Origin of the sequence: Shewanella sp. SR43-8 (assembly GCF_014163775.1) — a bacterium.
Taxonomy (GTDB): domain Bacteria; phylum Pseudomonadota; class Gammaproteobacteria; order Enterobacterales; family Shewanellaceae; genus Shewanella; species Shewanella vesiculosa.
The window spans coordinates 254,870-276,442 of sequence record NZ_JACJDX010000005.1; the positions used below are offsets into that span (position 1 = coordinate 254,870).

General features: G+C 41.2%; 20 protein-coding genes. 10 read left to right on the forward strand and 10 right to left on the reverse strand.

Features of this window, described 5'->3' with window-relative positions; translation table 11 throughout:
• The first annotated feature begins 72 nt into the window (after positions 1-72).
• Together H5114_RS08500 and H5114_RS08505 are read left to right on the forward strand one after the other, a co-directional pair.
• Positions 73-2,640, forward strand: a complete 2,568-nt coding sequence (locus tag H5114_RS08500; protein ID WP_124015571.1) for a TonB-dependent receptor — start codon at positions 73-75, stop codon at positions 2,638-2,640.
• Between the two features lie 90 nt (positions 2,641-2,730).
• A complete protein-coding gene (locus H5114_RS08505; RefSeq protein WP_182722691.1) occupies positions 2,731-3,363 on the forward strand; it encodes a glutathione S-transferase family protein in 633 nt (210 codons plus the stop codon).
• 61 nt (positions 3,364-3,424) lie between these two features.
• Here H5114_RS08505 and H5114_RS08510 read toward each other — a convergent pair whose 3' ends face one another.
• The 4 genes from H5114_RS08510 to H5114_RS08525 form a co-directional block, all read right to left on the reverse strand.
• A complete protein-coding gene (locus H5114_RS08510) occupies positions 3,425-3,925 on the reverse strand; it encodes a DUF4447 family protein (protein WP_124015573.1) in 501 nt (166 codons plus the stop codon).
• Positions 3,926-4,005: 80 nt separating this feature from the next.
• Entirely contained in the window at positions 4,006-4,407 is a 402-nt protein-coding gene (locus tag H5114_RS08515) for an SMI1/KNR4 family protein (protein ID WP_124015574.1), read from the reverse strand.
• 175 nt (positions 4,408-4,582) lie between these two features.
• Positions 4,583-5,362 (reverse strand): RelA/SpoT domain-containing protein, encoded by a 780-nt coding sequence (locus H5114_RS08520; protein ID WP_182722692.1) that lies wholly within the window; start codon positions 5,360-5,362, stop codon positions 4,583-4,585.
• Positions 5,363-5,512: 150 nt separating this feature from the next.
• A complete protein-coding gene (locus tag H5114_RS08525) occupies positions 5,513-7,600 on the reverse strand; it encodes a M13 family metallopeptidase (RefSeq protein ID WP_182722693.1) in 2,088 nt (695 codons plus the stop codon).
• Positions 7,601-7,892: 292 nt separating this feature from the next.
• Between H5114_RS08525 and rsuA the strand changes: the two genes are divergently transcribed.
• Positions 7,893-8,582: a 16S rRNA pseudouridine(516) synthase RsuA gene (rsuA, locus tag H5114_RS08530; protein ID WP_273059301.1), complete on the forward strand. Its 690-nt coding sequence runs from the start codon at positions 7,893-7,895 to the stop codon at positions 8,580-8,582.
• A 162-nt stretch (positions 8,583-8,744) separates the two neighbouring features.
• Here rsuA and H5114_RS08535 read toward each other — a convergent pair whose 3' ends face one another.
• Genes H5114_RS08535 through H5114_RS08545 form a run of 3 tightly spaced genes read right to left on the reverse strand, consistent with a single transcriptional unit; the run spans position 8,745 to position 10,863 of the window.
• Positions 8,745-9,683, reverse strand: a complete 939-nt coding sequence (locus tag H5114_RS08535; RefSeq protein WP_182722694.1) for a DUF4097 family beta strand repeat-containing protein — start codon at positions 9,681-9,683, stop codon at positions 8,745-8,747.
• Positions 9,680-10,303 (reverse strand): hypothetical protein, encoded by a 624-nt coding sequence (locus tag H5114_RS08540; RefSeq protein WP_182722695.1) that lies wholly within the window; start codon positions 10,301-10,303, stop codon positions 9,680-9,682. Before H5114_RS08540 ends, H5114_RS08535 begins: the two co-directional genes overlap by 4 nt.
• Positions 10,300-10,863 (reverse strand): RNA polymerase sigma factor, encoded by a 564-nt coding sequence (locus H5114_RS08545; protein WP_124015580.1) that lies wholly within the window; start codon positions 10,861-10,863, stop codon positions 10,300-10,302. Before H5114_RS08545 ends, H5114_RS08540 begins: the two co-directional genes overlap by 4 nt.
• 394 nt (positions 10,864-11,257) lie before the next feature.
• Here H5114_RS08545 and H5114_RS08550 point away from each other — a divergent pair, with 394 nt between their 5' ends.
• Positions 11,258-13,120: a methyl-accepting chemotaxis protein gene (locus tag H5114_RS08550; protein WP_182722696.1), complete on the forward strand. Its 1,863-nt coding sequence runs from the start codon at positions 11,258-11,260 to the stop codon at positions 13,118-13,120.
• A gap of 120 nt (positions 13,121-13,240) precedes the next feature.
• Here H5114_RS08550 and rpiA read toward each other — a convergent pair whose 3' ends face one another.
• From rpiA to H5114_RS08565, 3 genes are all read right to left on the reverse strand, one after another.
• Complete coding sequence (gene rpiA, locus H5114_RS08555; protein WP_182722697.1) at positions 13,241-13,900, reverse strand: ribose-5-phosphate isomerase RpiA; 660 nt, start codon at positions 13,898-13,900, stop codon at positions 13,241-13,243.
• A gap of 65 nt (positions 13,901-13,965) precedes the next feature.
• Entirely contained in the window at positions 13,966-14,778 is an 813-nt protein-coding gene (locus H5114_RS08560) for a mechanosensitive ion channel family protein (protein WP_182722698.1), read from the reverse strand.
• Positions 14,779-14,788: 10 nt separating this feature from the next.
• Entirely contained in the window at positions 14,789-16,087 is a 1,299-nt protein-coding gene (locus tag H5114_RS08565; RefSeq protein WP_182722699.1) for an ATP-binding protein, read from the reverse strand.
• A gap of 323 nt (positions 16,088-16,410) precedes the next feature.
• Between H5114_RS08565 and pbpG the strand changes: the two genes are divergently transcribed.
• The 6 genes from pbpG to H5114_RS08595 all read left to right on the forward strand — a co-directional run bounded on the left by pbpG (position 16,411) and on the right by H5114_RS08595 (position 21,434).
• Complete coding sequence (gene pbpG, locus H5114_RS08570) at positions 16,411-17,322, forward strand: D-alanyl-D-alanine endopeptidase (RefSeq protein WP_182722700.1); 912 nt, start codon at positions 16,411-16,413, stop codon at positions 17,320-17,322.
• 228 nt (positions 17,323-17,550) lie between these two features.
• A complete protein-coding gene (locus tag H5114_RS08575) occupies positions 17,551-18,195 on the forward strand; it encodes a cupin domain-containing protein (RefSeq protein ID WP_124015586.1) in 645 nt (214 codons plus the stop codon).
• An 87-nt stretch (positions 18,196-18,282) separates the two neighbouring features.
• The gene (locus tag H5114_RS08580; RefSeq protein WP_182722701.1) at positions 18,283-18,900 is read left to right on the forward strand and encodes an FMN-binding negative transcriptional regulator; all 618 of its coding nucleotides are present in this window, start codon (positions 18,283-18,285) and stop codon (positions 18,898-18,900) included.
• 98 nt (positions 18,901-18,998) lie between these two features.
• The gene (locus H5114_RS08585) at positions 18,999-20,297 is read left to right on the forward strand and encodes an MFS transporter (protein ID WP_182722702.1); all 1,299 of its coding nucleotides are present in this window, start codon (positions 18,999-19,001) and stop codon (positions 20,295-20,297) included.
• 132 nt (positions 20,298-20,429) lie between these two features.
• Complete coding sequence (locus H5114_RS08590) at positions 20,430-20,783, forward strand: HopJ type III effector protein (RefSeq protein WP_182697475.1); 354 nt, start codon at positions 20,430-20,432, stop codon at positions 20,781-20,783.
• 165 nt (positions 20,784-20,948) lie between these two features.
• Positions 20,949-21,434, forward strand: a complete 486-nt coding sequence (locus H5114_RS08595; RefSeq protein ID WP_182722703.1) for a hypothetical protein — start codon at positions 20,949-20,951, stop codon at positions 21,432-21,434.
• The last annotated feature ends 139 nt before the right edge of the window (positions 21,435-21,573 follow it).

Genomic DNA, 21,573 nt, shown 5'->3' on the forward strand with positions numbered 1-21,573 from the left:
TCAGCGGTATGCTCATACCGCAGTTTGCAGTAGTCATGGATATAAAACAATAATTTAACGTTAAGGATGATCATGAAAAAAAGTAACCTTTTACGCAGCGCTTGCGCTATCGCTGTCTCTCTATCTCTAGCTCCTATTGCCTTTGTTGCACAAGCTGCTGATGCTGGTGCCGATTCAAAAGTGGAACGAATTGAAGTGACGGGTTCTCGTATCAAACGGACTGATATTGAAGGACCATCACCAGTACAATCGTTGAATAAAGACGATATTGCTAATATGGGTTTTGACAACCTACAACAATTATTAGAACGTATGCCTGCCAACGGTTCAGGTGCATTCTCTACTCGTGGAAACAGTCAAGATTCTACCGCTAACGGTGGTGCATCAATCAGTTTACGTGGCTTGGGCCCTGATGCGACTTTGGTTCTTATCAATGGTCGCCGTGTTGGAGCAAGTGCATTTGCTGAAGGAATTTCAAATTCGTTTGTTGATATCAACAATATCCCGGTATCGGCGATTGAACGTATCGATATTCTTAAAGACGGTGCTTCAGCCATTTATGGTTCTGATGCAATTGCAGGTGTGGTCAATATTGTCTTAAGAAAAGATATTGAAGGTATTGAACTTAACTTGGGTTATGGCGATGACAATGGCACTGGTTATGATGAAACTACAGCCAGCCTAGTATGGGGCATAAAAGCTGACAAAGGCAGTGCATCAATAATCCTTGATTACTTTACCAATGGTACCTTGTCTGCAGAAGACATGGGCCGCTTTGGCACTGCAAACCAGTCACCTTATGGCGGTGAAGATTACCGTTCATCACGCGGCTTCCCTGGTTATTTCTATGTCAATGGCGTGAAAACCATTGACCCAGATTGTCCTGCTGATAGCGCAACATCGAGTGGGAGTTGTCTATTTGATTACGGTCCATATAACTTAACCATTCCAGCAGCTGAACGTGTTGGTGCTATTGGCCAGTTTGATTATATGTTAGGTGAAGACTTAACTGCATTTTTAGAGTTATCTGTACAGCACAACACTTCTGAGGCAGGCGGTGCACCAACGCCATTGGATGAAGATGCAGGCTTGACAGTTCCTGGTACTCATCCAAATAATCCTTTTGGACAAGATATTGAGATTGGTCGCTATCGTACAGTTGATGCTGGTGCACGTCGTTGGGATATCGAGTCAGATACCATGCGTATTGTTGCTGGTCTTCGTGGCGTTATCAATGATTGGGACTGGGAAGTATCAGCGCAACGTGGCCGCAGTGAATCGACTCAAACAGGTGACCGCTCACAAGGTTGGGTAAGAACCGATTATTTACAAGCCGAAATTGATGCGGGTAACTACAACCCGTTTGGCGGCACGATGAACTCGCCAGATGTGATTGATCGCATCACCACTAGTCTAGTAAGACAAGGTAAGTCGAGTATTACTGCTTATGACGCCAGCATTTCAGGTCAAGCCTTTACTATCGCCGATCGCGATATCATGATGGCAGCTGGTGCTGAGTATCGTGAAGAAAGTGTCAGTGACGTGCCAGATGAGCAGTTCCAGCGCGGTCTGATTTTTGGTACTGAAGCCGTCTCTGCGTTTGGCTCACGTGATCAACATGCTGTCTATGTTGAGTTTTCTATCCCTGTTGCTGATAACTTTGAGTTACAACTTGCAGGCCGTTACGACAGTTACAGTGATTTTGGTTCAACCACTAACCCAAAAGTTGCTTTCCAATGGGGCATTAGTGACGAAGTCACTGCACGTGGTTCTTGGTCTACAGGTTTCCGTGCACCATCGCTTGCGCAAATTGGCTTAGGTCCTTCTGAAAAGAGTGACTTTTTAACCGATAGCTACCGTTGTGCTGCTGATAACGTTGATTGTGAACTACTTGACTACAACTTTGTGTTTGCTGGTAACCCTGATCTTGAGGCAGAAGAGTCTGAGACTTGGAACTTGGGTATGATTTGGGCTCCAAGTCAGCAGTTTGATATTGGTTTTGATTTATTCAATATCGTCCAAGACAACAAAATTGACTCACTGCAAAATCTAGATGTTTACAACGAACACTGTGGTGATCAAAACAGCACTATTTGTTTACGAAATGCGCCTAAAGCGGGTGAAACCTTTGGTACGATTGACGTAATCAAATCAGCATTTGTCAATATTGGTTCACAAGAAGTACAAGGTGTAGATTTATCTAGCCATTATGGTCTTGAGCTAAACAGCTATGGTGATATCAAGTTTGGTTTAGAATACAGCTATTTAATCAGCTTTGAAAAAGAAGTTGATGGCAATACTGTTGATTACACTGGTGAGTACGAGTACCCACAACACCGTTGGTTAGCAACAACTAACTGGATGATGGATGACTTTGCCGCTAACGTTAACTTAAGCTACATCGGTGAGTTTGAAGACTACAACAAAACTCGTACAGTTGATGCGCAGTTGTTAGTCGATATGTCTGGCTCATATCGTTTCAATGACACGGTTAAGCTATCTGTAGGTGTTAATAACGTGTTTGATGAAGAGCCATCATTTGCGATTGGCGATGGCGATGCTGATCTATATGGTTATGCAATGGGTGTACATAACCCATTAGGCCGTTATATTTATACTAAAGTCACAATGAACTTCTAATGACAACGTCATAAGATAACAAAAGCCACATTCACTTAAGGTGCAATGTGGCTTTTTTATTGTCATTATTCTCACGCTATAGGAGCTTAAATGATTACCTTATACGGAACCCAAAAAAGTCGTGCGCTGCGCGTATCTTGGCTTTTAGAAGAGTTAGGTGTTGAGTGGCAGTTTCATGCTATCGATTTTGCTAAAGGTGAAAATAAAGCAGAAGCATTTTTAGCCCTTAACCCTAGTGGTAAAATGCCTGTGATCACCGAGGGTAAGTTCGTGCTAAGCGAATCCGCGGCCATTATGCGTTATTTAGCCGAAAAATACGGACAAGGTAACTGGTTGCCAAAACCAGGTACGCAAGCGTCAGGTATTCATGAACGCTGGGTGAGTTTTGTGATTAGTGAGCTTGAACAACCACTGTGGAGTATGGGTAAACATCGCTTTGCCTTACCACAACCACTTAGATTAGAGGCCATGTTTGCTGTGGCTAAGTGGGAGTTTGATCAAGCCGCTGCTATTGCTGAAGCTTGGGTGCCAGATACTGGCTTTGTCTGTGGAGATTCACCCACCATAGCCGATATTTTATTAGCGCAAACCTTAGGCTGGGCGATGGGATTTGAGCAAATGCTTCCGCCAAAGCTGATGGCATTTCGTGATCGCTTAAAGCAACGTCCAGCTTTAGCCAATGCATTAGCTAAAACTGAAGCTCTTGCCGATGTTACTCAATAACGGTTATTAAAAAGGAAGCTCGAGGCTTCCTTTTAGTTATTAACGCTCAACATAGAGACATTTATAATTGAGTTGCAGCCCATTTTGCACGGCTTTCACGGCTTTCGCTCATGCCGTTATCTGCACGATAAGCTTTATAAGCTTCAGCATCTAGTGCGACTAAGCTTACATCCACTTCAAGCACAAGTTTACATTCTTTTTTTATACGCCACGCAGCGGCATTGTACAATTCAGTTAATGGCAAAGAGCTTAAAAATTCTGGATTGTATTGGGTGTAGAGCGCTTGTGTCGGATACACCACAAACGCTAACCGACGCTTAGGTTCTTTTTTAAATAACTCTTCAATACCATCAGAAGTGTTAAGCACCTGCATTTCGATAATATCATCGATTTCTAACAGCTTTTTCTGCGCTGGAATTGGTGCTTCTTTCTCGCCTGATTCCCACAACAACACATCTTCATTACTGGCGTTAGTGATGCTAGCAACTTGTTCTGTTGTTAAGCCGAAAGATTGACGTAAACATTGGATTTCAATTGCATTTAAACCGCTATTTTTAGACATGGACGTTCTCGTATTAAAGATTTATTTAGGTATTTATATTTCGACGTAAATTAGCCGCAATTTGACTTAATTAATGCGTTTTATCGATTAAGCCACACATCTTCGGCCCAATGCCAAAACGATTCCCAAACCTTATCGCTAAATCGGCCTTTTTTCCAAAACAACACTTGGCTTTCTTCATCAATACAATAAAAGCTATCACCGATTTGGCAAATGGCAATTTGCTCTCTGGGTAGCCCAATAGACCAAGCATAGCAGGCTACTTCAGGTAAGTAGGTATGTGAGGATGGATCGGCAGCGGTAACGGGTTCAAGCGTGCCATAAATAACATCACTACCATAAAGTAAGTATTCTTTTAGATCCTTGGGTAAACCAATTAAGATCTGTTCTTCAACCTCTACAAGTTGCTCAAACGTCGGTAGTTCTAGCGGTACCGGTACGGTTTCACTTAATTCTTGTAGTTGTTCAATAATGTCATTCATCGCATCGTCCAGCAGATCGTATTGTAATGGGCGCGAGTATAGCAGATGTGATTGTTGCGGATCTTGTTTGGCCAAAAAAAAGCGCTCATATGAGCGCTAAAAGGGTGGAAACTTGGATGATGAGAAAAGGCTTCGGGCGGTGTAAGTTGTTCATCAAAAGGATCGTTATCAGTGTTTATGCAACTTGTCGTTGTGAACTATATAAACTTTGACGTTTATAACTTAACCAGGCTTTATGGTATTGCTTGTGCGAGTCTTGACGAAGCTTGGCTATCATTGCTTGTTCTATGTCATTTAAGTGTCTAGATGTGGCTTTAGCTTGGGATTCTATTTGTTGGATTTGCTCATAAACATAATGCTCTGGGCCACTTTTGATTTGGGCAATATCATTTAAGTGAAACTGTACTTCAACTACCATTTGGCTCTCGGGCAATTTCACCAATACATTTAAGTCACGATAGCCCGACACTTTTGGATGTGCAAACCGGTTTTTTAATTGCACTATTTCGGTATGTTGACGCAGTTGCTGGTAGCTTAATAGCAAGCTTTTAACGTCATCGGCCACCACACTTGCCCTTGCTATATCTGTCAGTTGACTGGCGTCGCCATTGAACTTTGCTTGTACTTTTTGAGCCGCACGCTGATAACTTTTAGTGGCAGGAGTAATGATGTCGGTGTTGCTTGATTGACTGATCATCTTGAGTAGACTGATAAGTTCTTGTTGCGCCACTGGTGCTCGACTCATTAAAGCGTGCAAGTTATCAGTGTCTTGTAAAACAAGCTCATTATTGTACTCATGGAGCGCCATTAGCTGCTCAATATCGTTAGCTGATTTTTGACTAAAATCGGAAGGCGGAGCTAACTTGTTATATTTAACCTCGTTAGGCTGAGCAATAGCACCACGAGTAGACAATAAAATTAAGAATATAAAAAAGGTACGAAACAACTTATTCATTGAATAGCTTCCCACATAGTGTCTGTTAATCCAATGTACCGCTTTTTCACTGAATAGGGGCTGAATGAACAAGGTTTAATAAAAAAGGGCATCGAATGATGCCCTTTTGAGAGGAATTGTGACCTTAGTCAATGTTCACAGCGACTTAAATTACCAAATTTTTACGCGACTTTCTGGCGCGATATACATCTTGTCGCCTTGTTTCACGTCATAAGTGCTGTAGAACTCAGGCATGTTAGATAACGCACCTAATGCACGGAAATGGCCAGGTGAATGCGGATCAGTTGCAACGCGGTTACGCATTGCTTCTTCTTTCATTTTTACCCGCCAAATTTGGGTGAAGCCCATGAAGAAACGTTGATCGCCTGTTAAGCCATCAATAACTGGTGCTTCTTTACCGTCAAGTGACATTTTGTAAGCTTTATAGGCGATAGTCACACCTGATAAGTCACCAATGTTCTCGCCTAATGTTAGGCTGCCATTGACGTGTAGGTCGTCAAACACTTGATAACCATTGTACTGAGCGATTAATGCATTGCCTTTTGACTCGAATGCTTTTAAGTCTGCTTCGGTCCACCAGTCACGCATGTTGCCTTCGCCATCAAATTTAGCACCTTGGTCATCAAAACCATGGCCCATTTCGTGGCCAATCACCGCACCAATGCCGCCGTAGTTAACCGCATCATCGGCTTCTAAGTTGAAGAATGGCGGTTGTAAAATCGCAGCAGGGAACACGATTTCGTTCATGGTTGGGTTGTAGTAGGCGTTAACCGTTTGTGGGGTCATGTGCCATTCGTCTTTATCAATTGGCTGACCTAATTTAGCGATATCTTTGTTGTGTTGAACTATCGCAGCACGTTTAGCGTTACCGACTAAATCATCTGCTTTGATGGTTAATTTGCTGTAATCATCCCATTTGTTTGGGTAGCCAATTTTAGGATTAAACTTAGCTAATTTGTCTTTTGCTGCAACCTTAGTATCAGCGCTCATCCAATCTAATGAATCAATGCTTGAACTGTAAGCGCCACGAAGATTTTCAACTAGTTGCTCCATGCGGGTTTTAGCTTCTGGTGCAAAGTGACGTTTTACATACACTTTACCAACCACTTCGCCCAGTGTGTCACTCACAGTGCTGACGCCACGCTTCCAACGAGGTTCTTGTTCTTCTTGACCGTTTAAGGTTTTAGAGAAAAAGGCAAAGTTCTCGTTATCTAATGCTTGAGATAAATTGCTGGCATTATGCGTTAATGCCACCCAAGTCATGTAGTTTTTCCAAGTATCAAGGTCGTTATTTTTAATTACCTCGTTTAAGCCTTGGATATAACTTGGTTGGTTGATAATGATATCAGTTTGCTTGTCGCCGCCAAGCGCAGCTAAATAACCATCCCAGTTAATTTCTGAGGCCAATTCTGGCAGATTCTTAACTTGGTATAGATTGTATGTTTTAGTGCTGTCGCGCGTTTCAACAACGTCCCAATGCTTTTCTGCAATTTGAGTTTCCAGTGCAAGAATGGCTTCAGCGTTGGCTTTTGCATTTGGTAAGCCAGCAAGGTTGTACATTTTTTCAATGTGCTCAACGTAGGCTTTACGGATATTGACGAAGCGTTCTTCTTGATTAAAGTAGTAATCTTTTTCTGGCAGGCTTAAACCATATTGCCAAATATGTGTGGCATAACGGCTTGAGTCTTTAGCATCAATTTCAATATAGAATGCTAAAGGTGTACCACCACCGTTTGCTTGGTTTTCACCAAAAAAGGCGGTTAATTCTTTTTTATCTTTCAGGGCTGCAATTTTATCTAAATCAGCTTGGATTGGTGCAATACCTAATTTATCAAGCGTTTCAACATCCATGAATGAGCGATATAAATCAGCCACTTTCTGTTCATCTGTGCCATCGGCTAGATTTGGGGTCGCGCTTAAATCTTCAATGATGGCTTTAACATCATCACGTGCGTTCTCACGTAAGTCGTAAAAAGCACCAATACTAGTTCGGTCGCCAGGGATTTCTGCTTTGTTCATCCATGCGCCGTTAACATACATGTAGAAATCGTCTTGGGGGCGCACTGACTTGTCGATGTTATCAAACGTGATACCAGACGTAAGTGCTTTTTCTACTGCAGCAGCAGTCGCCGTTTTTGCTACATCTGCAGCAGGCGTAACGACTGTCTTGTCATTACTACAAGCACTTAAGCCCGCAATTAACGAGGCGCATAGACCGCCAATAACCAATTTTCTCATGTTGTTTCCTTTGCTTTATTTGTAGAGCCCTTCATTGGGGCATTGCAATCAGTGTCACTTAATCCAGCAATAACCCCTTTATCCAAAGGGAAAAGCTATTACTTTTACTATAAATTGTATGTTACGGCCTTATCCGCCTATAAAACAAGCCGCATAGGTGCATTTTTAAGGGGTTTTTTGTGACTATATGTAACTAAAAATGACTGTTGTAGTGAAAAATATCGGTGATTGATTTCTATTTATGTGTGTAAGCAGCATAATAGTGCCAATATTTTTTGATTGAGTAATCATTGTGCGTTTAGACAAATTTATCTGTGAAAGTACCGAATTGACCCGGTCATTAGCCAAGAGAGCCTTGCATCGTGGTGATGTTACCTGTGATGGTGTCGTGGTCAAAAACTCAGGTTTTAAAGTACTACCACAAATGGCAGTGCATTTAGATGGCACGTTAATTAGCATCATTGGTGAACGTTACATCATGTTAAACAAACCGGTAGACACCATTTGTTCAACCATTGATGAGGAATATCCATCGGTATTAAGTTTAATTGATATTGAAAAAATGGACACCTTACATATTGCCGGTAGATTAGATGTCGACACCACTGGATTAGTGTTAATCACCAGTGATGGACAATGGTCGCACAAAATCACTTCACCGAAGAAAGATTGTGGTAAACGCTACTTAGTTGAATTGGCCGAACCTATTGATGCCAGCTTGATCCAAGTCTTTGCTGATGGGGTTGAACTGCGTAATGAAGATGGACTGACTAAGCCTGCTTTGCTCGATATTATTGACCCAACTCATGTGCGATTGACGATTAGCGAAGGTAAGTACCATCAAGTGAAACGCATGTTTGCTGCCGTCGGTAATAGAGTGGTTAATTTACATCGTGAAGCGGTTGGTGCTATCGAGTTAAATACTGACTTAGCTGCAGGTGAATGGCGCTTTTTAACCGCTGCAGAAGTCAAGTCTGTGTAGTTATCATTTGAATATATAAAAATGCCCGGTTGTCACCATATGATGATTACCGGGCTTTTTTTATCTGCTCATGGCAGAGCACTTTCTACTCAAATACAAAATCAATTGCGAGGAAATCGTCTTTTATAAGCATCGCTTACCTCGAGCTAATGTTATTTACACTTATTGAGTTAGACTGATTTTGCCACTAATGGTATTGATGTTCACTTGGCCTGCACCTGCTAGAGTTTTGAATTGCAAGGTTTTGCTCGGTGAGTACTTTTGTTTTAGCGGTTTGTCATCGGTTAATTGATTATTAATTTTGCCACCAGGGCCGCCATCAATCATAAAACTGCTGTTAGGCATAGCCGTAAAGGTTAGTGCCATATCTCCACTTATGGTTTCGAGTTGGGCTTTGTTTAACTCTCCCCCGAGAGTCAATTGTGCATCACCACTGATCGTAACAACATTCAACTCAGTGACTTGATTAACTGTGACGCTGATGTCACCAGAGACTTGATCGACAGTTAACTGTGTAAAAGCACTTTGACTTTTTAGTTCGCCACTGACTAAGCGCAGTTCAGCTTCGCCCTGACTATTGTTGTCTGTGATATCGCCTGAAACGGTTTCGAGGTTAATTTTTCCGGCTAACTCAGAGGTATTAATATTGCCTGACACTGTGGTGAGTTTAGTATTACCGCTAAGTTGTTTAGCGGTAATACTTCCGCTAACAACGGCTAATGATATCTGGCCATCAAGTTGCGCTAATTGATAACTTGCAGACACTCCCTCTGCATCTAAGCCAAGCTGTTTCGGAAGGTAAATGGTCAGTTGTGATCCTTGTTGATTACTGCCCTGATAACTACGAGGTAATTTATCTTCGACAATCACGCTATTGCCGTTAACCTCAAATAATAAGCCTTGGCTTAATTCATCAAGTTCACCTTTGATCTGAATGCTATTTTTGTCCCAACTGACCAGCTCAACATTACCTCGTTGTATTTTAACGCTGACCGAAGGGGTATCAGTGACAGTTAATTGTTGGTCAACGGTTTCTTTGGCCATTGACATAAAACTGATACCGATTAACGGCACGATTAACACGTATTTAGCCATGTTCATATTGTATTTCCTTGTGATGCTTGCTTGGAGATAAATGGCAGTTTTTGACCTTGCTGTAATAGGTTGATTTGGCGTTGCATGATCCAGCGCCATAGTTGCCACATTTGTTGATTCGTAGGTTGTTGTTTCAATGCCGCTTGCACTTGTTTGGAGGCGTTATCGAGCTCGGCTAGTGCTTGGCTAATATCAGCTTGTAGTTGTTGTGGTGCATCAGTTGATGATAGTTGCCAACTCACTGTGTATTGATTTTGATTAAAAGCTTGTAATTGGCTTTGATGAGTTAAGGCTATTTGATCAACCAACTCAGCTAATGTTGCTTCTGTTTGGGTTGAGGGTGTTGCTAGGCTGACCTCGGTATTCGCAGTGGATTGTGGCATGGTTGCCGTTAGTGCAGCCGTTTGTGGCAATAATGAACTCTCATCCGGGCGTTGCCACATCAGCAAGGCCAATAAAGAAAAAATCGTAACACTCGCGGCAATAAGCCAGTAGCGCTGCAGATTTTTTTGTGGATATTGAGGACCTAACTGCGATGCTATCGCTGGCCACAAATCGCTTGTCGACTCTATTTCTAAAGGTAATGACTTGACTAGGTTATCGAGGTCTTGCGCTGACTTATTCATGCAAGCATCTCCTGTAATAATTGTTTGGCATTATGGAACTGGGCTTTGCTGGTTCCTTCGGCAATATTGAGCAGGGCAGCGATTTCTTTATGTTGGTAGCCTTCAACAGCACACAATACAAACACGATTCGAGTACGTTGCGGTAACTTAGCGATGCATTTATCTAATAGATGATAATCATCAAACGTCACCGAGGGGATATTGGATGGGTCAAGTTGTTCTGTCGGTAAATAACGTCGCCACCATGATTGTTGTGCCTTTAATTCGTTAATGGCTTGGTGGACACATAAGCGATGTAACCAGGTAGTAAATTGGCTATCGCCTCTAAATTGATCCAATTTATGCCACAAACGAATAAAACAAATCTGAGTGATATCATCAGCTAAGCTTGTTTGGCCACTGAGACGAAAACAGATGGCGTAAACACGTTGATGGTGTCGCCGATACAGTTGTTCGAATGCTTGTTGACAACCCAAAGTCGCAATGGCAACTAATTGATTATCGTCAAGTGCCTCTAGATGGTTCAAGGGCTCTGAAATTGGCTGATTAATATTGTGCATCCTTAATGTTGCAATGTTTTCATTATCATTGTGTGGTTATTTGACAGACGCAAGTAGGTAAAAGGTTTAGAGAGGAAAAAAATAAATCATCTGAGCATCATATTAAGGCGGTTTTGTTGAAGGGGATGTCTCGGATGTTTAATCCGTTTGTCATCATTAAAAAAGTTAATTTTTTTAAAGGCTTATATGTATGCATTGAAGTTTAGTCACACATAGCATTGATTGTTAATTGAGTCAGGACGTAATGCATATTAGATAACACTACAGTTGATGTTCCTGATGCCGATAAATAGACGCCAGCAAATAATATCTAACTTTATTAGCATCTGATCTTTTATCCACTATATTTATTAAGCACTTTAATAACAATAATTATCCTCTAGGTGGTCAATATATGTTTATCCGTTCAAAACTTATTATCAGTGCAATGGTGTCGTTGACTGCAATAGTGTCCATGTTTGGCTTACAGCGTTACACCGCTTCTGTTCAAACCGATTTATCGATGGCGTCGAAAAATATTATTGAGGTCGAAAAGCAAATCCTAGAACTTCGTAAAGACGAAAAAGATTTCTTTGCTCGCTTAGATATGAAATATGTGGCCAACCACAAAAAAATCATCTCAAATGTATTCGCATTAATTAAACAAGTTGATGACTCATTACAATCACGAAGTATAGACACTCAACATTTAGATAATTTAGAGCAAAGCTTAACCCAATACCAAAATGTATTTAGTAACATTGTAGAGTTACAAACAGAAATAGGCCTAACCCCAACGTCGGGACTGTATGGACAGTTACGAGAAGCCGTTCATAACGTAGAGCAAGAACTTGCTTTAAATAGCCAAGATTCGATTACGGTTATCATGCTGCAGTTACGTCGAAATGAAAAAGATTTTATGCTGCGTCGTGATATGAAGTATGTCAAAACCTTTGATGAAAATATTGATAAATTTGTGCAGACACTTTCAAGTTCTAGTTTGAGCAGTGAACTCGTTCAACAGCTGGAACAGAAAATTAAACAGTACCAAGGTGACTTTAAACTTCTAGTGGCCAAAGAGCAGCAATTTGGCTTAAAGGAAACCGAAGGAAAAATGGAGGATCTGCGTCAAATTATTCAAACAACAGAAGATAATACTCGTCAACTTAATCAGCAAGCCAATGCATATATTGCCGATGCCGAATATCAAAGTATGGTGTTATCTATTATTATCTTTTTAATTATCACCGTAGTACTCGTCGTTGTTACCTTAATGATTATCCGCAGTATTATGGTGCCAGTAGATAATATTACTGCTGTGATTTCGACCATTGAAAAAAATAAAGATTTATCTCTGCGCTGTGATGAATCTGGTCAAGATGAGTTAGCACGGGTGTCGCATCATTTTAACCGTATGTTGCTTTCTTTTCAGGAACTGATTGAGCAAGTTAATGAGTCTGTTGATGCGATGAACGTGTCATGCCATGAATTATCTGACAATGCTTCTTTGGCGTCAGAGGGGGTGTTACGCCAACTAAATGAGACCGATATGGTTGCGACGGCGATTACTGAAATGGGCGCGACCATTGACGAAATTGCTAAAAATACTGAATTGGCGGCCACTAAAGCCAGTCAAACTCATGATAATGCTCAATCGGGCCAACAGGGCGTGGAGCTCACCGTACAAAAAATTACCCTGTTAGCGAAACAACTGGTGGATTCTGCCGCGGTGGTTACCGAACTTGAAAAAGACAGTGTAACAATTGGCAGTGTGCTTGATGTGATCCGTGGGATTGCCGATCAAACTAACTTATTGGCATTAAACGCGGCAATCGAAGCGGCAAGAGCGGGTGAACAAGGCCGAGGTTTTGCTGTTGTCGCAGATGAGGTTCGCTCTTTAGCGATGCGGACACAATCTTCAACTGAAGAAATCAGCAGTATTATTTCAATTTTGCAATCTCGTACCCACTCCATTGTTAGCCTTATGCAAGAGAGTCAACAGCAAGGGCGTGAGAGTGCCGAACAGGCTGAAATTGCTGGCCAAGTGTTACGTCAAATTACCGATGACGTAACTAATATCATGGACATGAGTACTCAAATTGCTGCCGCGATTGAGGAGCAAAGTATGGTCGCTGCTGAAGTCGGTAAAAACGTGGTGATTATTCGCGATATTGCAGATGAATCTTCACATGCTGCAGAAGAAAATGCCGCAGCATCGGAAGATGTAAGAATCCGCGCTAAAGCCTTAAAAGAAGCGGTAAGCCAATTTAGCGTATAGTGTCGCTATGATCATTAACAGATAAGATGATCGATAAATAAAAATGGCCTAGCATTTCTGCTAGGCCATTTTTTATGCTCTTGCTAAACATTCAAGTTAATCAAGCGAATGGTTTAGTTTTTACATTGTAATGGTATTAACACCATCTGGGGTGCCAACCAGCAATACATCGGCGCCGCGATTAGCAAATAATCCATTGGTGACGACACCAACGATGGCATTGATTTTAGTTTCCATCACTTTAGGATCGAGAATTTGCATGTTGTACACATCTAAAATCACGTTGCCATTATCGGTTACAACACCTTGACGGTAGACCGGATCGCCGCCTAATTTAACTAATTCACGCGCCACATAAGATCGCGCCATAGGGATCACTTCTACTGGCAACGGAAAATCGCCGAGTATAGGCACTTGCTTGGTATTATCCACAATACAAATAAACTTTTTTGCTACAGCAGCGACAATTTTTTCGCGAGTTAAGGCTGCACCGCCACCTTTAATCATGTCCATGCGGTCATTAATTTCATCAGCGCCATCAACATAGACATCAATCAAATCAACACTGTTTAAATCAAATACTTCAATGCCCAGTTCGATGAGTTTTTTTGTCGACGCTTCTGAACTCGATACCGCCCCTTCAATATCATCTTTCATCGTTGCCAGTGCATCAATAAAGTGGTTGACGGTAGATCCGGTACCCACACCAACGATAGTGCCTTGTTTGACATACTGTAGTGCTGCCCAACCTGCTGCTTTTTTCATTTCATCTTGTGTCATAGCAATATTCTCCATTGTAACAATCAAAAAGTGGGATTTAACAATTGAGGCGATTATAACGCAAATTACTCAAGCACCGTTTGTTGCGCATCATAAAAATCAGCATTTTTAAATGCTGAAAGCACTCGTATGTTAATGTCACTCATAAACTTTTTCTCTAACCTTACGTCCATCACATACGCTTTGACTGTGATGGTTTGTAGAAAGTGGCCAAACTCGTGCTCGTTACCTAAGATGACAATAATAGGTTTATTTAAAAAGGTATAAGGTGAGCATTGAGTCGCTTCTCTGGCAAGGGCAATAGCTTTTTGGTGATCAGCATTCATTGGAATTGTAAATTTCACCACCACCATTTCATCTAAGGCGCCGCTATTTGAATTGGGTATCGCTGTTCTCAATGCTTCGGCATTGGGGATCATGACAGTGTCATCATTAAAGGTGCGTATCCAAGTCACGCTCCATTCCAGTTTAATGACTTCACCATAATGGCCCGATAAGGTCACCATATCGCCAACCCTATAGGGTGGATTGATCATCATAATCAATCCGGCAATCATATTTTTAGCCGGTTCTTGCGTGGCTAAACCGATCACGATACTAATCGAACCCACTACTGCGAGGATTAAATTTTCGTGCGGTTCGATAATGCCAACAATCGAATAAACGATAACGCATAGCCACACAAATAAACGCATAAAAGGATATGAGCGATTCCATATTAAGCGGTATTTAGGCAAGGCTTTATTGAGTTGCTTTAAGCAAAATTGCAGTAACACCAGTAGCAGCCATGCCATGATGCAAAGCACTAAAATACTAATGATTCGATCAAAGGAAATAATGTCTAAAAATGCTTTTAATGCTTTACGTGAATCGTCCATTTTCACCTCTTTAATTAAACAGCTTATTGTTGTTGACCAAGTGGGTGGCGATAATTTTGCTTAATGTTGGAGTGATAAAGTAGAAATGCTGAGCAAAATCCTGTTGCGAATATTGGGCAATAATCAGCCCTTGGCGAGCTAGGTACTCTAATTGCAAGCTGCTTTGTTCAATACTAAGAGTAAAAATATGCGCATGGGTATTGACTCGTAATCCGCCATGAATATAAATTTCCGCCAATGAAAATAGGTCACTATCATGGCATTGCTGTAATGCTGATGCGTTAATACAACAAATCTCAATACCGCTATTTGAGCTTTTATCTGAGCTAATATCAACCTGATGAGCGAGTGAATACTGCAATAATAGTGTGGCTAATTGAGGGTGTCCTTGGCTGACAGTGAATAGCTGTTTGAGTTGTTCTTTGTAAGGGTTGGTAATATCAACTTGATCTTTTTTGCTGTCTTTATAGGCCTCTTTTGTCGGCATAACATCCTTGCTGATTAAGCCTAAATCAAGCAGGTGTTTTGTTTGAATCGCGGCTAATTCAGTTTCACTGAAATAATCAAGCTCAATAATATGCTTAACAACATGATGAATTTGGTACTGTGCGCTTAATCGTTGCCATGCAAATTTTTCACAGCTTATGATCCAACAGTGATGTTTACGAGTTTGCATTATGATAGTGGCAAAGGTGACTAAAGCTTGATTGTTGCCTATCATTCGTAACATCAGTTTGTGCATAGCATCAATCAGAATCAGCTGAGGTGGCTGCTTGTTTATAGTAGCTATGGTCTCGGTGATTGTGTCCGGTGGCACAATGCCAAAACAATAACATATATCAGCAATGGCATCATTTTCATTCATTGGCGCTTGGTAAAAACTCATTAGTAGCCATTGAGATGGAAGTGGTTTTGCCTTAGTTTTCGGGACATCTTTTGCGTCTTGAGCAGCAATAGTTTGCAGTAAAGGCAGCAGCTGAGCTAAAAAAGAAGAACCTCCGGCACCACCAGGAGAGACAATGGCACTGATTTCACCATGGTGATTACGCCATTGATCAATTACATCAGATATTTGCCTAAGTTGTTTTTCCCGACCGACAAAATCGTCACAGGTATGATGCTGTTGGTCTAACATCACTTGAGTGATTGGGCCTCTATGAGCTTGAAGCGGACATTGGTTCGCTATCGTCTTCAGCGATATTCGTCCTTTCTCAGCATCATCATTCTCTGTTTTAACTGTGTCTTTAGAGGTGAATAAGCTATTAAGCCATGGGTTTAAGCGGCTAAAAAAATGCAAGTTAATGTCCATTTATACTCTCTTTTTGAACGACTTTTTAATCTTAGCATGAAGCCAACAAAAGCGGTATTTGTGCTGAAGTTGATCTTGTTATACACCTCAAGACTGCATCTCTCTTTGGCTATTTTTGGGGGCGAGGGCTCCATTTTGTTATCGATTTACCGTGCCAGATTTAGCTCGCCAGATGTTATATATTGCTTAATGGATATCTTTGGGACTTGAACTACAAAAAATCCACTAAAATCTTACTAAAAGTGATTATTTATCTATTGTAGGCCTAATTCTTTATCGTATACTCAATGAACATCGTTACGTTTATTTTTCAAGTGAGAGTTATGAAACTCCGTCATTTTTTTGCCTGCATTTTATTGTGTTCAAATACCGTAATTAGCCAGTCGGTAGTTGCTGAACCTGTGTCTCAAAAACAATTATTACAAGAACTAGCATCTAACAGCGCCATGTTAGTCGACTTAAAAACCAATGAAGTGCTGTACTCCAGTAATCCGCACCAAGCATTACCTATAGCGTCGGTTACTAAATTGATGACAGCCATGGTGACCCTAGATGCAAAATTACCTTTAGATGAAAAAATTTCAGTGAAAATTAGCGACTCGCCTGTGATGCGTAATGTCTACTCTCGGGTGCGTTTAGGCAGTGAAGTGAGCCGTGAAACTATGTTGTTAATGACACTAATGTCATCTGAAAATCGAGCTGCAACCTCGCTTGCTCATCATTATCCTGGTGGGTATAAGGCGTTTATTCGTGCTATGAACGATAAAGCAACGGCATTAGGGATGACGCAAACCCATTACGTTGAACCTACCGGGTTATCGGCAGAGAACGTATCGAGTGCTAACGATCTTATTTTACTACTCAAAGCCAGCCAGCAATATCCGTTATTAGGTAAGCTAAGTTCAACTAATAAAAAGCATATTATTTTTCAACATCCGCGTTATGCTCTGGATTTTCAAAATACCAATAAATTAGTTTTTAAAGATAACTGGAATATTGCCCTAACTAAAACCGGTTACACTAATAAAGCGGGCCATTGCTTGGTCATGTTAACCGAAATGGATAAGCGTAAAGTGGCATTTGTTGTATTAGATTCGTTTGGTAAATACACCCATATGGCCGATGCTAATCGCCTTAAAAAATGGCTAGAAACAGGCCGGACAACGCCGATCCCGGCTTCGGCTAAAGCCTATAAAAAGCAACGTCAAATGGCCTTAACTGCTTCAGACAGCTAATTAGGCCCATTTTTATGCCTTACCTTTTCATCGGTAGAGGTTATTAAATTTGCTTTGCGCAAGCTTAAACCTGTAAATATTATTTACAGGTTTTTTTATTTATAAAAATAATAATCATATTAATCAATAAAAAGTACCTTAAAGTACCTATTAAACCATTTTGTACTCGCTGTTCATTACGCTGATTTCGCTCTAAGATACTGGCAATCGTAGTTGTGAGGTATCAAGATGTTAAATATGGATTTTAGTCAGCGAGTGGTGATTAACACTGCCGATCTTGAATGGCAAAATAGTCCCGCAGTGGGCGTATTGCGTAAGCGCTTAGCGCGTGAAGAGGCTGAACGTGGCCATGCAACCAGCATAGTGAAATATCAAGCCGGTGCTAAATTCAACTCACATCCTCATCCGTTAGGGGAAGAGATTTTAGTACTCGACGGAGTATTTTCTGATGAAACCGGAGATTATCCAGCAGGCTCGTATTTGCGTAACCCTGAAGGTTTTGTCCACGCGCCATTTAGCCAGCAAGGTTGTACGCTATTGGTTAAGCTACATCAGTTTCAAACCACTGATTCACAGCAAGTGGCTATCAATACCAAGCAAGCTGAGTGGCTGCCTGGCCATGGCAAATTACGAGTGATGCCGTTACACCAACATGGCACAGAATCGACTGCATTGGTCATGTGGCCCGCGGGGACACATTTTCAACCGCACCGTCATTTTGGTGGCGAAGAAATCTACGTGATTAGCGGAGAGTTTATCGATGAACTTGGGCGTTATCCTGCAGGGACGTGGATCCGCAGTCCGCATCTTAGTCAGCATAATCCGTATGTGGAACAAGATACGGTGATTTTGGTTAAAGTAGGCCACTTGTAATAATCGCTATAAACCCATAAAACGATGGCATTTAGTCGTTACATTCATTATAAAGACTTTACTGATTATTTTAGTAAAGAGTGAATTATGCATGTACCTGATAAGTGGGATATGGGTTCTAGAGAGTTAATACACCAGTTCATTAACCAATATGGTTTTGCGACTCTTGTGTCTACTGATTTAGAGGGCTCACACTTACCTTTACTACTCAAGGCCTCTGAGGGCGAAAATGGTACCTTGTATGGCCATTTTGCTCGTAGTAACTCCCATTGGAAACACATAGTAAACACCAAAGTTCTGTGCATTTTCAATGGTCCGCACGGTTATATCTCACCCACTTGGTATGACTCATATCCAGCTGTTCCGACTTGGAATTACAGCGTAGTACATGCAAAAGGCATTATTGAATTAACTGATGATACCACCACCGCACACGTACTCGAATCGACCATCCAACAATATGAACCTTCATTGCTCGAAAGTGGTGGTTTTATTGCAGATGATTACCAACAAAAATTAGCCAAGGGCATTGTTGGTTTTAAGATCGTCATCGATGAGTTACAAGGCAAACAAAAATTAGGCCAGCACCGTAACCAAAGCGATCAACAAGGTGTGGTTAAAGGATTATCACGGTCAAATAGAGCTGATGAAAAACAGCTATTAACTTATATGATGAACAATAACATAGGATTAGGTAATAAATAGGTGGTTCAATGGCGAAAATGTCGTTAGGATTAGCCTAAACAATCCTACCAATTCAGTCTGTTACATTCAATTACAGCATCACTCTTTAAGGACAAAAAGTGCATAGCGATGTTTCTTTAGCGCGGTTTAAGCAATTTCCAAGGTTAATGTGGATATTGCTATTTGGCTCGTTTATTACCCGTGGCAGTTATTTCATGGTGTGGCCATTTTTGGCTGTTATCTTGTATGAAAAATTTGCCTTAACTGCCACTGAAGTCGGTTTAGTGCTGTCGAGTGCGGCGATTATTTCGGTATTCACTAGCTTTATTGGTAGTGCATTGTCTGACCGAATTGGTCGCCAAATGCTCATGTACCTCACGGGTGTGCTCTATATCATCTCGTTTTCATTACTGGCACAAGTTGATTCAGTTAAAGGCTATGTAGTGGTGATGACATTGTGCTCTATTGCTACCTCGTTATGGCGACCTCTTACCTCTGCCACCATTGGTGATATTATTGATGATCCCCAAACCCGTGAATTGGCAATGCAATCACTGTATTTTGTCGTCAATGTGGGTTGTGCTGTCGGGCCTATGTTAGGTATTTGGTTAGGCTTAACCGGTAAACAATCGAGCTTTTATATTACTGCAGCGGCTTTTGCTGCTTTATTAGGGTTACTGTTTTGGGGATTTAGACATCAAACACGGCAAACTAGTCCATCAATAACCGAACAGGTGCCTGATGGGCTTATTCCCACCATGGGCGATGCAACATCAGCGGTTAAGCGAAAGCCTGCGGTGATGAGCCGCAAGCAAATAGTGGCGATTTTATTGCAAGACAAATTGCTTCAATGTCTTATTGTGGCGAATATTTTGTGTATGTTCATTTATGCTCAAATGGACAGTTCGCTTATTCAATATCTTACCCGAGCGAATGCGCCTAATTTACTGACGCTAATTTCTGCAATGATTTTTACCAATGCCTTGGTGATCATATCAACTCAATTTTTACTATTAAAATTAATGGCCGGCTCCAGTTTAATTCATCGGATCCAGTTCGGATTGATCCTGTTGATGTGCTCACAAGTGTGGTTAGCCTATAACCCGATTGATTTATTTTGGGGCTGGATTGGCGCCATTATTATCATGAGTTTAGCCGAAACCATTTTGTTCCCTACGATGAATGTGCATATTGATCGACTTGCGCCTAAACATTTGCGAGGAGCCTACTTTGGTGCGGCATCATTTTATGAAATTGGTTTCGCGTTTGCGCCATTGGGCGGCGGGATTATTCTGGATCATCTTGGAGGATATTGGTTATTTATTATCGGTGCCATCTTGTCGCTAGTAGTGATTTATTTATACAGTATTTTGGATAAGCTACCGAGACCTAATTTTGCTGCAATAGAGTTGAGCTAAAGGTCAAGCTCTTTGATGGTCAGTTACCATTAAGGCTTTTTCACTATAGTAAGTGGCGCTATTTTGCTATTGTTTTGCGTAATCTGATGTGGATGAGTTAACTTTTATTGTATTGAGGGAAGGGCGTATTTTATGGCTGTAACACAGATTAGTGAATTTATATCCTCTTTAACTGAGCGAGCGGAGACCGTGAGCTTTGAAGAGTCTATGGCATTGATCGATAGCCATTATGATTTTAGTCCAAGTGCATTTAAAAATGGTGATCTGCTCAATGAGGCAGGGCAGAATTCAGGTTCTTGTAAGATCTTGGCATTTGGACAAATTCATCAATTATCTAAGCCGCAAACCTTGGCAATGTTCGGCCAACATTATCGAGATGTTTTGGCCACGCCACAGGGCTCTGATCATCAAAATATCCGTCAGTTTTTACAACATGGTTGGCAAGGAGTGTTGTTTTCACAGTTGGCATTGGAACTGAAGTCATAGCCGTATAGAAACATGCTATCGATTAATGTCGACAACAGCGTGCAATAGCACTACATTTGCAGCCACATCAACCGTATCATTAAAAGTATTTGGTTTTAACGGTAAGGCATATCGTTGGTTAAGCATGTTTACTAGCGCCTATTTGATCGCAAAGGAATCAATTTTATGAATCGTTATATATTACCTCTTATTGTGTTAAGTACCTTAACGGTGCTTTCAGTCATCCACAGTGTTGCTAAAGATCATGATTCGCATGAGCATAGCCATAAGCAAAAATCTGAAAAACACGACAAAAAACATCATAAGAAACATGATAATGATAGCAATAATTACCAGACTTATTTTAGTAATGACCGTCAGGTAATTATTAATAATTACTATTATACCAGCCGTGATGCCAAGCATTGTCCACCAGGGTTAGCCAAGAAACACAATCGCTGCGAACCACCGGGCAGTGTTAAACAATGGCGTAAAGGCCAAGCGCTGCCTGCGGATGTTGTTTACTATGATGTGCCTTCTGCACTAACCGTCCAGCTAGGACGGACACCTGAAGGACAGAAAATTGTTCGTGTGGGGACTGATTTACTATTGATCAGTGTTGGTACTGGTATGGTGATAGATGCAATACAAGATCTTAATGATGTGTTGTAGGGAGTTGCTATAACACTTGATTAGGATAAAGCTATTACAAGGCTTTTAGTGCCTTGCTTAATACACGGGTTTATCCCAAAAAATGTTAATGTTTATCGCCTCCCCGCTCAAGCCAACTGTTATCTGCATTGCAATAAAA